Here is a 15,660-nt window from a genome sequence, read left to right on the forward strand (position 1 = left end):
TAAGACGGTAGCAAATGGGGATTCTGTTGTTTATAAGGCAAAGAAGAGATGTACCCAGTAGAATAAGAGGAATAGTGTGACGACTGTTGTGAGCGGGATAACGATAAGGGATACACTTAAATAGTCTTTCCATTTTACTTTAATTTTGTTTTGTTTCAGAATATACATCCAAATGAGTGAAGCTAGTGTACCAATTGGTAGTAATAGTGAACCGATGTCACTACCAATGATGTTTGCAAGATAGATTGTTTTTAATGTGACTGGATCTAGTCCCATTTCTGTTAATGTGATTGTACCAATCATAAGGGCAGGATGGTTATTGAAGACGTTAGAGAGGATGGATACAAGTCCGCCCATTGCAAAGCTAGCATAGAGTAGATGCTGATTCACAATTGGCTCGAGCCATTGTACAAGTGCAGCTGTTAATCCTGCGTTGTGGAGTCCGTAAATAATGACGTACATAGAGAAGGCGAAAATTAAAATGTGCCACGGTGTCTTTTTCAAAATGTCGACAGGATTTGTTCGTAAGTAGTACCATCTCCAAATGAGAAGAACGAGTGAACCAAGTACTGCAACGATTTCAATTGGGATGGATAAGAAGGATGCAACGAATAGAAGACAGCGCATCAGGAAGACGAAACCTAATACTTTTAACATGAATCTTGTCCGTTTTTGTTTCGTATCAACAGAATTATTTCCTTTTAGTGGATGGAAGTTTTTCGTGAAGAAAATTTCTTCAATATCATATGAAGAAACAGGTAATTTTTTCGGAAGTTTTTTCTTCAAAACTGTATACATGAGCCATGACATAAATAATAAGCCTAATGTTGCAGGTACAAACATCATAGCAGTATGCATATAAAGAGTCATATTAACGATATTTAATGCAATTAAGTTTACGATATTACTTACACCAATTGGTGCACTAGATGCCGTAGCGATTAAAGCACCACTTAATAAATAAGGAATTTGTTGATGTGGTTTTAATTGAAGGTTTTTTAGAAGAAGAATTAAAATGGGAGTTGTAATTAAAATACTACCGTCGTTATTAAATAAAAGAGTCATAAGAAAACATAATAATTGAATATACCAGTATAGACGGCGTCCAGAACCTTTCGCTAGATTTGCCAGTTTCGCTGCGGACCAATGGAAGAAGCCGAAGCTTTCTAATATAACTGCCATAACAATAGTTGCTAATATTGTTATGGAAGCACCGCCAATTTTACTTATAATATCCATGATGTCTGGTTTTGATACAAGTCCAGTAATTATGATGATACCAGCTCCGATTGCTGCTGGCCATGCCTCATTTAAGCCGCGAGGTCGCCAAAAGATAACGATCATCGTTAAGAAAAATACAATAATAGTAATCCATATTTCAATGCTCATATTTTGCCTACCTTTCTATTTTCCCTTGAACAGATGTAGCTTGTCTCAAGTTTATATTGGTAGTATATTCAGCAAAAAATAAGAAGAACTAGACGTATAACGAGATGAACCGAATATGTGTTTTTCATGCTAAAGGACAAGTGTCACGAATAGTGAAATAACTATTATGAGAGGAGTCTATAAATTATTGGGCAGTAAGATAGTAAATGAAATTTATATGGGCGATTATTGAGATATATTGGCGCAAGTTAAAATATATCAGCGATTATTGAAATATATTGGCGATTTTTAAAATATATCGACTTATCAACAAAACATGACAAAAGGAGTCTATTCCAAAATGCCTTTTGGGACAGACTCCAAGACTATATTATTTTTCCTTCAAAAAAGTACGATCCTTCAAGAATAAATTCCAGAAGAAAATAAATCCTGGTAATAAAATTGCAATCCCAATTGCGTATAGAATGAGCAGTGCATAGAATGTTTCTGTCGTTGTGAAGCTTGTAAATACAGTTACGTCAGGATAAATAATATAAGGTAAATGCGCGACGCCGTAAGCGTAGCTTGCAAATGCATATTGAGCGACGACAGCTAAAACGGCAATGCGAGGGTATCCTAGTGTATTGTATTTTTTGTTTGTCCACCAAAGGGACGAGTATCCGATAACGAATAAAATAATAGAAACTGTAAACCACGGGAATTGCTTTATTAATCCTTGCATAAGCCAATGTGTTTCTGGATCCATTACAACGAGAGCGATGATCGCTGTAACGAGTGTTGCAGGACCAAGGATGATGGCATTTCTTCTATAAATTCTATACGTATCTTCTGAACTTTGTTCTCTCGCAAAATCAGCGAGAAAGAGAGAGGAGAGAAACAGTTCAGACGTTAGTCCGAAGAGCATATAACAGTAGATAACCGGGCTAGAAAGAAGTTTTCCATACAGGAGTACTTCTTTTCCTTCAGACATTGTAATATAGGCTCCCTCTGTAACGGGTAAAACGGTAATTAATAGTGCTGGAATTAAGAGACCAGTAATACCTGAAATAACCCGAAGAAGGTACTGATATTTGGGTAAGGAGTAAGCAAATACCATAAACGTACTACGTACTGCAACGAGCACTAAAATTAACATAACTGGTACGAACATTACTGTCGCAAGAGTAAAGGCCGCTTTCGGAAAGAAGCCGAGAAATGCGACAACGACGAAAACAAGAAACGTATTTGTTACTTCCCAAGTGGGTGATAAGTACCGATTCGCAAGTTTGGCAGCGAGAGTTGGATGTTTGGCGTATACCATGCCCCAAAAACCAGCTCCAAAATCGATGGACCCTAATATACTGTATACGAAAATAAGGGCCCATAAGATGATGATTGCAATACTTTCCTCATGCATGAGAATCGCCTCCTTGGTGTTGTAAATCATTCTTTAATGGATGTCTTCTAAAGAATGTCCGTAGAACAATGACTGTTAAAATAGCGAGTCCAATATATAAAATGATGAACAAAACAAATAAAGGACCGACGAAATCGGCGCGTGTAGATGCATCGACGGTACGTTGCATACCATAAATTGTCCATGGTTGACGACCGCTACAACTGAAAATCCATCCGAATTCAATACCGAGCATCATAATTGGTCCGCATGCGGCAGCCCCCCAAAGTAGCCACTTCGGTAGTTCTGTTCCCTTTTTTCGGTAAACGAAGTACCAATATAAGAGTGCAATTGCTGCAACTGCAAAGGTAAACGCAGCGGTGCCGACCATTAAGTTGAATAGTGTATGTGTATAAAATGGTGGCCATGTTTCTTGTGGGAATTCATTTAGACCTTTTACGACAGTGCTAGGGTCTAGTCCCACTAATAAGCTAAGCATGTTTGGGATTTCAAGTGCATAGTTTAGTTCAAGTGTATTAGGATCCACAACCCCGCCAATGGATAGCGGTGCGTGTGATGTCGTTTCAAATAAAGCTTCAGCAGATGCAAGTTTTTCAGGTGAGTGTTTATGTAGGGCGATTGCCGATTCGTGCCCTGAAAGCCACATCGTAGCGCCTGTAATAAATGTCACGACAAGCCCTAATAGTAGCCCCTTTTTATGATAAGCAATTTCACGTGTACTTAAATTTTTCTTCAATAATTTAAATCCAGCGATAGAAGCAATGACAGCCGCACCAGTTGCATAAGCCGTAATAACGACATGGAATGCACTTGTGCCAAAACTCGGATTAAAGAAAGCTTTCCAAGGATCAACGTTAAAAACAGATCCATCTGGATTCATTGAAAAGCCTGCTGGTGTATTCATCCATGTATTTGCTGATGTAATGAGCACGGCGGATGCCGTGGCACCAAGCATGACGAAAAATAGCGAGATTAATCTCATAAATGGAGGAAGTTTATCGGCTGCATATACGTAAATCGACATGAATAAAGCCTCCAAAAAGAAGGCAAAAATCTCAATTTGGAAGGGAACAGAAATAACTTGCCCAACAATTTTGGCGAAACCAGGCCAAAGAAGTGAGATTTGCACACCAACAATTGTTCCAGTTGGAATTGCTACACCGAGAAGAATAGCAAACGCCTTTGTCCATCTTTTCGCCATAATGGCATAGTCGGAGTCTTTCTTCCAGTGATAGAGTATTTCGCTTATAAAAATCATCAATGAAAGACCGACCCCAAGTGTTGCAAAGATAATGTGGAATGCTAATGAAGAACCAAAAAATGCTCTTGCTAATGTTACCGTATCCATATGTAAACTCCTCTTCTTTTTTGCCATTATTTTCTGATTGAATTGGAAGATTTATTCAAAAAAACTACCAAAAATATATATGTATTTAAAAAGTGAATATGATAATATAATGTTGTAATATTTTGAATAGAAAGAAATAAATAGTTGGTCATGTTTTGTTTGTTTTTTGCTCAGGAGTCTTTATAATCTTTTATGCGAACATAAGTTCTGTTTTTCGGAATCAAGAAGTTTATGTGAAATGGAGAGGGTGTTTTATGTATCCTGAAGTCATTAAAAAGATGGCATTTTCAAAAGAGCATAGAGATTTATTATTGAAGCTATATAATAAAGAAATTACACGTCGTGAATATGATCGACTTGTACAATCGCTATATAAACCTTCTAAAGAGGTTTGCGGGGGATAGAAATGCGGGAGACAATCTAATAGATTGTCTTTTTTAAATTTATGTATGTTCTGATAAAATTAAGGTTAGCCTTACTAGGGAGGTGAAAAGATTGCGGAAACGTTTATATATAGGGATTGGAGTTATCTTCTTAATCGCTTTAGGTGGAATTGTATTTTGGTCAGCTTTACAAGGAAACCGTACAGAAAATTTTATTTTAAGACATATGGTGAATGACAATGGAACACTTGCCACGTATCGTTTAGTAGATACTAAGGCAGGTACGGGTGAAGCTAAGGGACGTGAAGCTTTATCAGAATCGGCGGGATTATGGTTACAGTATACACTTGATAAAGATGATCAGGCGTTATTTGATGAGCAAGTAAAGGTTATTCAAGATAATTTCATATATAAGAATCATATCGTTTTATGGAAACTCTCTGAAAAGGGAGAGAGGCAGTCAGCTACAAATGCACTTATAGATGATCTTCGTATTATAGAACAATTATATCGTGCTTATGAAATGTATAAGGAAGAGCGTTATAAAAACCTTGCCGATCAATTAAGTGATGCTGTACTTCGTTATAATAAAAAAGATAATTATTATGTTGATTATTATGATGCAGATGCAGGAAAACAAAATAATTTTGTAACAACATCATACATAAATCCGCGTGCATTCTCCTATATGAAGAAGTACGGCAAAGTTTCTGCTCAGCAATATCAGGAAGTCGTTCAATTTTTAGCAGATTATCCAAGGCATGGCTGGGCATTCCCAAAAGAGTATAAAGAAGATGGTACATTTACGTACGATAAAGAAGTGAATCTTATTGACCAATCATACGTTGCATATCATCGAAGTTTAGGTGGTCTTTCATCAGCCGCTTATTTGGAATTTATAAAGAAGAAGTTCCAGGAGGATGGAAAGCTATACGGTCGTTACAATTTAGAAACGGGAAAACAAACTGTGAATTATGAATCGCCGGCCGCGTACGGACTAACGATTTTGTACGTACTACAAACAGGTGATACAAAGTTTGCGAAGGAATTGTATGATCATATGGCCACATTCCGAAATGACAATGTATTTAGTAGATATTACGGTGGATATGTAACAGGTGAAAATAATAATACGCATATTTTTGATAACGTATTGCCGCTTTTAGCTGAAATGGAATTAAAAAAGAGTGAACAATAAAAGGTGCCACCATATGAGGGTGGCACCTTTTATTTGTTCATATAATTTTATGTCCTAATATTAGAGAAGTAGTCAATCACGAATTCACGGAATTGCTGAGCTGTTTTTGATAAGTAGCGTTTTTTTGACCAACTTAATCCGATGGTTCGCTGACAAGTGGGTTCAATAATACGCAACTTGCTTGATGCTAAAGTAGAGTTTTTTAATAAAGTTAAACTTGGAACAAAAGCGATGCCGAGACCTTGCTTAATGAGGTCGCTAATTACGGTCGGTTCATCGACTTCAAAAGCAATATGCGGAGTGAAACCAGCTTCTTTACAAAATTCATCTGTTAAGTGCCGAAATCCATAGCCAGTGTTCATACTAATGAACGGTTCGTCCTTTACTTCATGGAGGTGGATATTTTCTCGGCCTGATAAACGATGGCCTGAAGGGACGACTAAGAAAATTTCTTCTGTAATAAGTGGTTCCCAAACAATTTCTTCTCCTTCAATTGGCACAGAGGAGATACAAAAGTCAATTTCTATATTATCTAGTTGTCGTTTCATAGAAGGAGTGGATGCCAGAAATTGTTGGAACCGAACGTTAGGATGTTCTAGTAAAAAAGAGCCAAGTAGTTCTGGCAATATTCTCGGAATAGAAACGGCTAGTGTAATAGAGCTTTGTTGTAATTCGGCTAAATCTTTAATTTCTCGTTCCCCTTCGCTTAATTCATGAAAAATACGCTCTACTCGTTTCAAAAATACTTTTCCGAAAGAATTTAAAGTAATCTGTCGACCTTGGCGATCAAATAAAGGGACGCCTAAATCCTTTTCGAGTCTAGCGATTGTTTTGCTGAGTGAAGGTTGTGCGATATGCAATTCTTCAGCTGCCTTTGTCATATGTTCTAGTCGTGCCACTGTCTGAAAGTATTTTAACTGGAGCAGTTCCATTTCGAGTCTCCTTTCTATAGACCAAAAGGAATGAATTAATAATTAAAGATGTATTATACAGTATGGAAAGTGACGTGTATAGTAAATCTGTTAAACCATTCTAATGGTGTTAAATTCGGAGAAGGAGTATGTTTCATGAAGGGAATTCAACTTGTATTTAAAGATTGGAAAGCGATGTGGCACCATAAACATGGACGTATCGCTTTAATTTTTTTATTAATCGTTCCGTTAATTTATTCAGGATTCTTTTTAGCCGGATATTGGGATCCGTACGGAAAATTAGATAAATTACCTGTTGCGGTTGTGAATTTAGATAAAGGTGCTGCGATGGATGAGAAAACAATTCATGCAGGAGACGATTTTGTAAAAAATTTAAAGGAGAATAAAGAACTGGCTTTTCATTTCGTATCAGAAAAAAATGCTGATGAAGGGCTAAAAGAAGATAAGTACTATATGGTTGTTACGATTCCAGCTGATTTCTCTAAAAAGGTAAGTACACTTATGGATGAGAAACCAGAACCAGCACAATTGCAGTACAAAGTAAATCCGGGTAAAAACTTTGTAGCAGCGCAAATTGGAACGACAGCTGTTGAAAATATGAAAACAAAAATTTCAAATAGTATTACGAAATCTTATACAGAAGGTGTGTTTTCAAAGTTTCAAGACTTAGCACAAGGGTTGAGTGATGCAAGTAATGGTGCTGGGAAGTTACATGAAGGAACGACCGATGCAAAAAATGGAGCGAATCAGCTTGCGGATGGTATTGATCGTTTAAGTGATGGGACATCGAAATTGAAAGAAGGAACTGAAAAGCTTGCATCCAGTCAATCTGCTTTAACCGGGGGAGCAAATGAGCTGAGTCAAGGAGCGACATCACTTCATAGTGGTATGGAGTTATTAGCACAAGGTGAAAAAACGTTACAATCAGGAATTAGTGAATTAAGTGCTGGTACAAATGAATGGGTGAATGGAAATGAAAAACTTGCTGAAGGGCAAGCGAAAGCGGACAATGCGGCAAATAGTGTAAAACAACAATTAGAAGAGTACTTGAAAAATCATCCAGAAGTGCAGCAAGATCCCGCTTTTCAAAAAATTGTTGCTACGTCTAATGGACTAGCTAAAGCAACAAGTACTTTAAATAATAGCCAACAACAATTGACACAAGGTGCGAAGAAGCTTACTGACGGTCAACATAAGATTGAAGAAGGCATAAATACATTCGGAGTTAAGTTAAATGAAGCTACTGCTGGAACGCAAAAGATAGCAGATGGTGCATCGAATTTGGCTGATGGATTTACGAAGTGGGGAAATGGATTTACATCATTGCAAGAAGGTGTAAACCAGCTTGCGAGTGGTGGAACGGAGCTGAATAACGGTGCTGGTAAATTAACAAATGGACTTGTTAAACTTGATGATGGTGCGAAAGAACTTTCTACGAAATTGGGAGAGGGCGCAGAGAAGATAGCGGATATTCGTAATGATGATGCACGCAATACGATGTTCTCAGAGCCAGTTCAGTTAGTGAAGTCAACAGTTTCTGACGTGCCTAACTACGGTTCAGGCATTGCGCCATATTTCTTATCACTTGCATTTTATGTTGGCGGAATTATGGCATCGAATATTTTACCTCTTGGCCGCAGACAAAATATGAAGGTAAGCGGAACGGTACATTTTATTAATAAACTAGGATTGGTATATTTAATTGGACTTATTCAAGCGCTACTCGTAGATGTAGTTGTGCTAGGTGTTATGAAATTAGAAGTCGCAAGTGTGCCACTCTTTGTTTTATCAAGTATTGTTATTTCCTTTACGTTCATGACATTTATTCTTATGTTAGTAACAGTATTTGGTCTTGTTGGAAAGTTCTTAGCGGTAACCCTTCTTGTCCTGCAATTAGCGACGAGCGGAGGTACTTTCCCAGGAGAATTAAACATAGCTGTTCTTAGCAAAATTGGACAGTTTCTCCCAATGTCTCATTCTCTTAGAGGATTACAAGATGTTATCTCTTTAGGAGATTGGTCGCAATTACAAATGCAAATTTTAATATTGTTATGTTATCTCGTTGTTGCCGGTGGAATTGCTTGGATCACGAGTCATATACAGCATAGAGAAACGAATGTAGAACAAGTTTCTTAAGATGAAATAAGCTATCCGATTTTTTCGGATAGCTTATTTTTTATTTACGTTCCATTACTGCAAAGTAATTATTTTCATTATCAGCAAAGTTGAATGCTCTACCAGTAGGTAAATCTACAACCTGTCCAACTGTGACATTTTTCTCAGAAAGATCTTTATATAGACGGTCTAAGTCATCTGAGAAGAACATAAGTGAAGGTGTATTTAGGTTTAGTTCAGGTTGCATCTTCGCGATTAACGCTTTATCGTGAAGGACGATGCTTGTTCCTGCTTCTTTCGCCGGTGCAATTTCAATCCAGCGGAATCCGTTTCCGTTATTTTCTTCCGCAATGATTTGGAACCCTACTTTTTCTGTCCAAAATTGTACTGTTTCGTCTTGGTTATTTACATATAGCATAATTTGTCCAACTTGATTAATCATAGGTGTCTCTCGCTTTCTTTTTATATGCGTATTATTATATCAAATATATGGCTTGAATAGTTTTTTATGATTTTTTCGGAATACAACCTTCGTCCATTTCATCTTTGTTGTAGGAGAAGGTCCTGTAATCCAAGTATGAAATGGTATTGTGCTACAAATGACCATTGTTGAAATAGAGATAATGGCCGTTAACACAAATAGTAATAGGGTATATAATATAGTATTTTCTTGCAGCGTGAATAAGGAAAGAAGTTTTGTGCATAGTTGCAAGAAGAATAAATGAGCTAAATAAGCACCATACGTGTAATTTCCAATGAAACGTAACGTTTTATATAAGAAACCACGACGCTGTACTATCATAATAGATAACACATACAGTATGATAATTTCGCATACGATATATAAAAACATAGATGGCTTTAAATAGGTAGAAACAGTTAAATGAATAGAGTTTGCTCCGTAAAAACTAAACAACTCATAATTGATGAATAAAAATAAGATGAAAAATAATATTGTTATAAGCGGGATATGTTTCATGACGAATAGACGCCAAGTTTTTAGTGCTACAGCGGCAATGCCACCCATAACGAAATAGAATGAGTAGAATAGAAATGATCGATCTGTATAATGTAAAATTGTTGAACTTGTTAATTTTTCTCCATTAAAAATATAGTGAGAAGAGAACCACATTAATAGAAAATATAGGCAAGCGAAAAAGGTCATATATTTATATATGTCTTTTTTATTTTCTGTTCGTTTTTGAAACCAATAAAAAAGTGTGCATAGTAAAGGGAACAATAAGTGAATTTGGAACATCATAATAACGTACCAAAGATGGGGCGCGGCTGTTCCGAGTAATAAACTTTTTATTCCGCCTTGTAATGTAATAAGATCATTTGTTGTTAATAAGTAAAGAATAGACCAAAAGAAATAAGGAATGAGTAAGTGTGTCGCTTTTTCAGAAATATATTCTTTATATACTAATTGCTTCGTATAGTGACGAATTAAGTGAAATCCAACGATAAATATGAATGCTGGTGCTGAGAATTTTGCAAGATTAAATAGCATGCCCATAATGAGGGATTGCTCAAGTAAGACATTTCCTTGATTCATTGTATATAATAAGGAACTTTGCAAAACGACAGCGAGAAATGCAATGCTTTGCAAAACTTTAAATTCAGGTGCGCTTTGTGTCATCGTTTCCATCTCCTTTTCCATACATGATTATAGTACGGAGAATGGATAATGGATGTGGAATATTTGTGAAGATTTTAACAAATTTGTGGCGAGAGGAGATATCAACCTATCAATAAATAACGAAAGAAAGAGGATGCTCGTTTGGAGCATCCTCTTTCTTTCTATTAAGCAAATTTGTTTTTGATCCAATTCTTACCTTCTACAAGGCGAGCTGTCATTACGGCACAAGCGTTATCTGCTGTTACGTTTAACATCGTTGCAGGTGGATCAATGATTGTACTAATTGCTGCGATAATTGGCAGTGCTTCTGGCGGGAAACCGTATAGAGATACGATTAACATTTCACCGATCATACCACCGCCTGGAATAGCACCCATTACTGTTCCTACTAATAGAGAAACAACAAGTGCGATTGCTAATGTTTTCGGTCCTTCGAATTCCATGTTGAAAATACCGAATAAGAAAGCAATTTTTAATACGCCACCTAAAACAGAGCCGTCTTTATGAAGTGTAGAACCAAGAAGGACAACTGTTTCACGAACGTCTGAAGAAATACCCATTTTCTTCGTTGCTTCTAAGTTCGCTGGAATACTTGCGGCACTACTACAAGTTGCAAGTGATGTGACTGTAGGAGAGACCATGTTCTTCCAAAATACTTGTACACCTTGTTTGCGACCTGCAAGGTATGCATAGAACGTGAAGAATACAAAGAAGTAGATAAGAGAAGCTGGATAGTATACCATTGCTGCTCGGAAGTAAGTTCCAAGAAGTTGTGGTCCGAATTCGCCAACTAATGCTGCGAAGTAAGCAGCAAGTCCGATTGGAGCGTAGTACATAATGAAAGATACAACCTTCATTGAAATCTCTGCACCAGCTTGTAGGAATGTAGCGAATGGCTTTCCTTTTTCGCCAACTGCTGAAGTTGCAATCCCCATTAAGATAGAGAAGAAAATAAGAGCTAACATATTTTCACGAGATAGTAACTTCGAGAAGTCAGATACTGTTAAAATACCGACGATTTGATCTGCAACACTAACAGCTTTGCCGGCTTTGTCAGGTTGTGTTAGTTCTAGTACAACACCTTGTGCTGGCGGGAATACTTTCACGACAATAATCATAAAAATAGCAGCTAAAATACTTGTAAATAAGAAAGTCCCAGCCATACTAGACATAATTTTACCGAAACGTTTTAATCCATCCATATTAGCAATAGACGATGCGATGCTAAAGAACACTAGAGGTACAACAATCGTAAACATTAAGTTTAAGAAAATGTCACCAAGCGGCTTTAAAGCAACTGCATCGGCACCCATGAAATAACCAATGAAACCACCAATTAGGATAGAAGATAATAAAATAAGTGGAAAGCGATATGCCTTCATAAATATATCCTCCTATCAATTAAAAAAAGTCATACTGAATCATTATAGCGAGTTAGAGTTCTCTTTACTAGGAGAATACGGATAGATGGAATAGCGCGAAAACCAAGAAATTTTTGTTTTTAAGCTCGGCATACAGCAGGAAATCTAGACATATATATTTGTAACCTAGTGGTGGCAAGGAGTGCACCATAATTTAGGTAGAGAAAAAAGGGGAGGGAAGCAGAATGAATATTTTACTTTGCTGTGCAGCGGGAATGTCTTCCAGTTTGATTGTTACAAAGATGGAAAAAGCAGCAGAGGCAAGAGGGATAGAAGTGAAAATCTGGGCAGTATCAGGTTCTGAAGTGAATAGTCATATTGATAAAGCTGATATCCTTTTACTTGGACCGCAAGTACGTTATTTATTACCGAAAATGAAAGAATTATGTAAGGATAAAGGGATACCTGTTGATGTCATTCAATCCGTTCATTACGGACTTTGTAATGGAGAAGCTATCTTGCAAGCAGCTTTGTCAATGAAACCATGAGGAGAGTGGGATAGATGATACGGTTTTTAGAGAAGTACGTGATGCCAGTAGCAGGGAAGGTTGCAGAGCAGAGGCATTTACAAGCAATTCGAGATGGAATTATTTTAACGATGCCTTTCTTAATTATTGGATCGTTTTTCCTCATTATTAGTGCACTGCCAATACCCGGATATAACGAGTTTATGGCAGGTTTGTTTGGTGAGAATTGGCAGAGAGCTTTAGGGTATCCAGTTAGTGCAACTTTTAATATAATGGCTTTAATAGCTGTTTTTGGAATCGCTTACAGGCTTGGAGAGTATTATAAAGTGGATGCTTTAGCATCCGGGGCATTGTCGCTTGTGACGTTTTTACTTGCGACGCCATTTCAAGTTGCATATATTATACCAAGTACAAAAGAAAGTGTACTTGTAGAAGGCGCTATCCCAGCTGCATTAATGGGAAGCCAAGGGTTATTTGTAGCAATGATTATTGCACTTATATCTACTGAACTGTATCGATTTATTGTACAAAAAAAGATAATTATAAAGATGCCAGAGACAGTTCCACCAGCTGTCACGCGTTCATTTGCAGCACTTGTTCCAGGATTTATTGTTGTAACAGTTATTTGGATTTTACGCTTAATTATAGAAAATACTTCTTTTGGCAGTATCCATAATATTGTGGGACGAATTTTACAGGAACCACTTAGTGTACTTGGTGCTAGTCTTTGGGGCGCAATAATAGCAGTTATTCTCGTTCATGTTCTTTGGTCGTGTGGAATTCATGGTGCTACTATTGTTGGTGGTGTAATGAGCCCTGTTTGGTTGTCGTTAATGGATCAAAACCGAGTTGCTTTTCAAGCTGGGCAAGATGTACCAAATACGATTACGGCACAGTTTTTTGACTTATGGATTTATATGGGCGGTTCTGGTGCAACGCTTGCTCTAGTTGTTGGAATGTTACTATTTGCACGAAGTCAACAATTAAAAAGTTTAGGGAGATTGTCAATTGCACCTGGTATATTTAATATTAATGAGATGGTAACTTTTGGTATGCCGATTGTGATGAACCCACTTTTACTAATTCCATTCATATTAGTTCCAGTTGTGTTAACAATTGTTTCGTATTTTGCAATGGAATGGGGATGGGTCGCACGTCCGAGTGGGGCCGCTGTACCTTGGACGACACCTATTCTTTTTAGTGGATATTTAGGATCGGGCGGGAAAATTTCAGGTGTTATTTTACAACTTGTTAACTTTGCGCTAGCATTCTTCATTTATTTACCGTTCTTAAAAATATGGGATAAACAAAAACTGGCGGAAGAAAAGGGGGAGTAAAGAACTAAAATGGATACGATAGAGACGAAAGCTTTTCATTTAATCTTGCATGGGGGAAACGCGAGAAGTTGTTCAATGGAAGCAATTGATTGTGCGAAGCGTGGGGAGTTTACAGAAGCTGAAGCTAAATTACAAGAAGCACTAGAGGAATTAAAAGAGGCGCACCGTGTACAAACGGAGCTTATCCAGAAAGAAGCTGGTGGTGAAAAGACCGAAGTTACTCTTTTAATGGTACACGCACAAGACCATTTAATGAATGCAATTACGGTGAAAGAATTAGCGAGTGAGTTTGTAGAGTTATATAGGAAGATGTCGGTGGATGAATGAACCTTGCTTATGCAAGGTTTTTTTATCTCGAATTAACGGGCAGTAAAACTCCCACTAATTAAAATTTCATTTTATGTATGTGCCTGTACCATCAGTGGAATGTTCATCCCACTGATGGTATTTTACAATCCTCCTTTTTTCGGATGAGTAAGAGTTATAATTAATCGGCAGTAACAATTTCTCCTATACCACGAATTAATCTTTTTATATGCATCCGTTCCGGTTTTAATATATTTACGATATAATCAATCGATATTTGTGGTTCAACGGTTGTATCGCAAGTATAACAGTCAATAGCTGCAAAATTTTGTTCCGGGTAAGTGTGAATGGAAAGATGGCTTTCTGATAATAACACTAATACAGTAACACCATATGGCTGGAACTCTTTTTTACTTACGTTTAAAACATGGGCACCAGAGTAATCTGCAGCTGTAACTAGATGATATTCTAAAAAGTGCATATCATCTAATAGGGAAAAGTCCACTCCCCACAAATCTACTATTATATGCTTGCCAAAAGTAGAATATTCCATAGGGCAGCACTCCTTACTATAATATCGTCAAAACTTCATTTCCTGTTTGTAGCATTGATGTAAGATAAGATTTGATTCTGAATTTAAAAGAGCGAGGTTACGTTGTTCTAGATGTTCTTCTTTAAATTGAAATAAAGGAAAAAGAAGAGCAGGCAATGTTCGAGGAGTTGGTACTACATATAATTGTTCAATTTGATCGAGTACATGTGCAGAATTAGTAGCAAGATGAAATCCCCAGTCAGTTCCGAAAGAAGGAACGATTGTATGATAGCTTTTTACAGTTAATCCAGCGTGTTCAATTGTATTACCGATACTCCAATATACTAGAGGTGCATCAGCAGGTGAATTAGATTGACAGACGAAAGCACCATCTTCTGTTAAGAATGTAGCTATACGAGCAAATAGTTCGCTTGTATATAAAGTACTTAACAACTCTGTCGCTGGGTCTGGAAAATCAATAATGATTACATCGTATAAAGATGAAGGTGAATTTAGAAATTCTTTTGCATCGCATACGTGCACGTTCACTCGATTATCAAAAAAAGCATTTTTGTTTAAAGATACTATTTCTGGAACATTACGTGCCATATTAATCATCGCCTCGTCTAAATCAACAAGGTCTACATGTAGCACAGTTTCATATTTCAAAACTTCTCGTAAGGCAAGACCATCACCACCACCTAATATGAGAACACGTTTTGGATCGATTACTTTTGACATAATTGGATGTACAAGTGCTTCATGATAAATTTGCTCATCAACGGAACTAAATTGTAGTTGCTTGTCCAAGTATAAGCGAACATCGTTTACTTGGACTAAATTAATATTTTGATAATTACTTTTTTCTTCAAATAGGTTCGTATGTTCACCAGCTTGTATTTCCTTTAGAGAAATTTCATCCCACACATCTAAGCTGTGTGAATCTGTAGGTACTATAATTACATTTTCCGATTGTACTTGCTTATCTTGCTTATTCTGCTCATCCTGTTTGTCCTGTTTATCTTGTTTTTCTTGTATATCATGCTTGTCCTGCTGTTCTAGTTCAAATTTGTCAGAGTCTAATTCAGAACGCTTGTCTTTTTTATAGCTTGTTATTCTATAAATCTTTATTTTGCTTTGTTTTCTATGTTTTGGCATAGGAATCCCCTTTCGAATTGTGTTATTTTATTCTATTTT

General features: G+C 36.9%; 15 protein-coding genes. 6 read left to right on the top strand and 9 right to left on the bottom strand.

Annotated elements, in window-relative coordinates; all coding sequences use genetic code 11:
• Positions 1–30 precede the first annotated feature (30 nt).
• The 3 genes from MR112_RS10580 to cydA form a co-directional block, all read right to left on the bottom strand.
• Positions 31–1,389 carry an arsenic transporter gene (locus MR112_RS10580; RefSeq protein ID WP_078400886.1) on the bottom strand — a complete coding sequence of 453 codons (1,359 nt, stop codon included), beginning with the start codon at positions 1,387–1,389 and terminating at the stop codon, positions 31–33.
• Positions 1,390–1,759: 370 nt separating this feature from the next.
• Positions 1,760–2,785 (bottom strand): cytochrome d ubiquinol oxidase subunit II, encoded by a 1,026-nt coding sequence (locus MR112_RS10585; protein WP_059304238.1) that lies wholly within the window; start codon positions 2,783–2,785, stop codon positions 1,760–1,762.
• A complete protein-coding gene (gene cydA, locus MR112_RS10590) occupies positions 2,778–4,133 on the bottom strand; it encodes a cytochrome ubiquinol oxidase subunit I (protein WP_000381985.1) in 1,356 nt (451 codons plus the stop codon). Before cydA ends, MR112_RS10585 begins: the two co-directional genes overlap by 8 nt.
• Before the next feature lie 254 nt (positions 4,134–4,387).
• On the opposite strand from cydA, the gene MR112_RS10595 reads away from it, so the two are divergent.
• Complete coding sequence (locus MR112_RS10595; protein ID WP_000283180.1) at positions 4,388–4,537, top strand: hypothetical protein; 150 nt, start codon at positions 4,388–4,390, stop codon at positions 4,535–4,537.
• A gap of 91 nt (positions 4,538–4,628) precedes the next feature.
• Positions 4,629–5,714 carry a hypothetical protein gene (locus MR112_RS10600; protein WP_001231662.1) on the top strand — a complete coding sequence of 362 codons (1,086 nt, stop codon included), beginning with the start codon at positions 4,629–4,631 and terminating at the stop codon, positions 5,712–5,714.
• 47 nt (positions 5,715–5,761) lie between these two features.
• Here MR112_RS10600 and MR112_RS10605 read toward each other — a convergent pair whose 3' ends face one another.
• Positions 5,762–6,646, bottom strand: coding sequence for a LysR family transcriptional regulator (locus MR112_RS10605; protein WP_000421926.1), 885 nt, complete (start codon positions 6,644–6,646; stop codon positions 5,762–5,764).
• Positions 6,647–6,781: 135 nt separating this feature from the next.
• On the opposite strand from MR112_RS10605, the gene MR112_RS10610 reads away from it, so the two are divergent.
• Positions 6,782–8,782, top strand: a complete 2,001-nt coding sequence (locus tag MR112_RS10610; RefSeq protein ID WP_242244938.1) for a YhgE/Pip family protein — start codon at positions 6,782–6,784, stop codon at positions 8,780–8,782.
• A 40-nt stretch (positions 8,783–8,822) separates the two neighbouring features.
• Here MR112_RS10610 and MR112_RS10615 read toward each other — a convergent pair whose 3' ends face one another.
• The 3 genes from MR112_RS10615 to MR112_RS10625 form a co-directional block, all read right to left on the bottom strand.
• Positions 8,823–9,203 (bottom strand): VOC family protein, encoded by a 381-nt coding sequence (locus MR112_RS10615; RefSeq protein WP_000610160.1) that lies wholly within the window; start codon positions 9,201–9,203, stop codon positions 8,823–8,825.
• A gap of 39 nt (positions 9,204–9,242) precedes the next feature.
• Complete coding sequence (locus MR112_RS10620) at positions 9,243–10,400, bottom strand: acyltransferase (protein WP_000194334.1); 1,158 nt, start codon at positions 10,398–10,400, stop codon at positions 9,243–9,245.
• Between the two features lie 164 nt (positions 10,401–10,564).
• Positions 10,565–11,782, bottom strand: a complete 1,218-nt coding sequence (locus MR112_RS10625; protein ID WP_000649376.1) for a dicarboxylate/amino acid:cation symporter — start codon at positions 11,780–11,782, stop codon at positions 10,565–10,567.
• Between the two features lie 224 nt (positions 11,783–12,006).
• On the opposite strand from MR112_RS10625, the gene MR112_RS10630 reads away from it, so the two are divergent.
• Genes MR112_RS10630 through MR112_RS10640 form a run of 3 tightly spaced genes read left to right on the top strand, consistent with a single transcriptional unit; the run spans position 12,007 to position 13,952 of the window.
• Positions 12,007–12,309, top strand: a complete 303-nt coding sequence (locus MR112_RS10630) for a PTS sugar transporter subunit IIB (protein ID WP_227899672.1) — start codon at positions 12,007–12,009, stop codon at positions 12,307–12,309.
• 14 nt (positions 12,310–12,323) lie between these two features.
• On the top strand, positions 12,324–13,625 hold the full coding sequence (gene celB / locus MR112_RS10635; RefSeq protein ID WP_242244939.1) for a PTS cellobiose transporter subunit IIC: 1,302 nt from the start codon (positions 12,324–12,326) through the stop codon (positions 13,623–13,625).
• Positions 13,626–13,634: 9 nt separating this feature from the next.
• The gene (locus MR112_RS10640; protein ID WP_000379645.1) at positions 13,635–13,952 is read left to right on the top strand and encodes a PTS sugar transporter subunit IIA; all 318 of its coding nucleotides are present in this window, start codon (positions 13,635–13,637) and stop codon (positions 13,950–13,952) included.
• Between the two features lie 160 nt (positions 13,953–14,112).
• Here MR112_RS10640 and speD read toward each other — a convergent pair whose 3' ends face one another.
• Together speD and MR112_RS10650 are read right to left on the bottom strand one after the other, a co-directional pair.
• Positions 14,113–14,484, bottom strand: a complete 372-nt coding sequence (gene speD, locus MR112_RS10645; RefSeq protein WP_242244941.1) for an adenosylmethionine decarboxylase — start codon at positions 14,482–14,484, stop codon at positions 14,113–14,115.
• 27 nt (positions 14,485–14,511) lie between these two features.
• Positions 14,512–15,621: a polyamine aminopropyltransferase gene (locus tag MR112_RS10650; protein ID WP_074553750.1), complete on the bottom strand. Its 1,110-nt coding sequence runs from the start codon at positions 15,619–15,621 to the stop codon at positions 14,512–14,514.
• Positions 15,622–15,660: the final 39 nt, after the last annotated feature.

This window comes from Bacillus cereus group sp. BfR-BA-01330 (genome assembly GCF_022663885.1).
GTDB lineage: Bacteria > Bacillota > Bacilli > Bacillales > Bacillaceae_G > Bacillus_A > Bacillus_A cereus.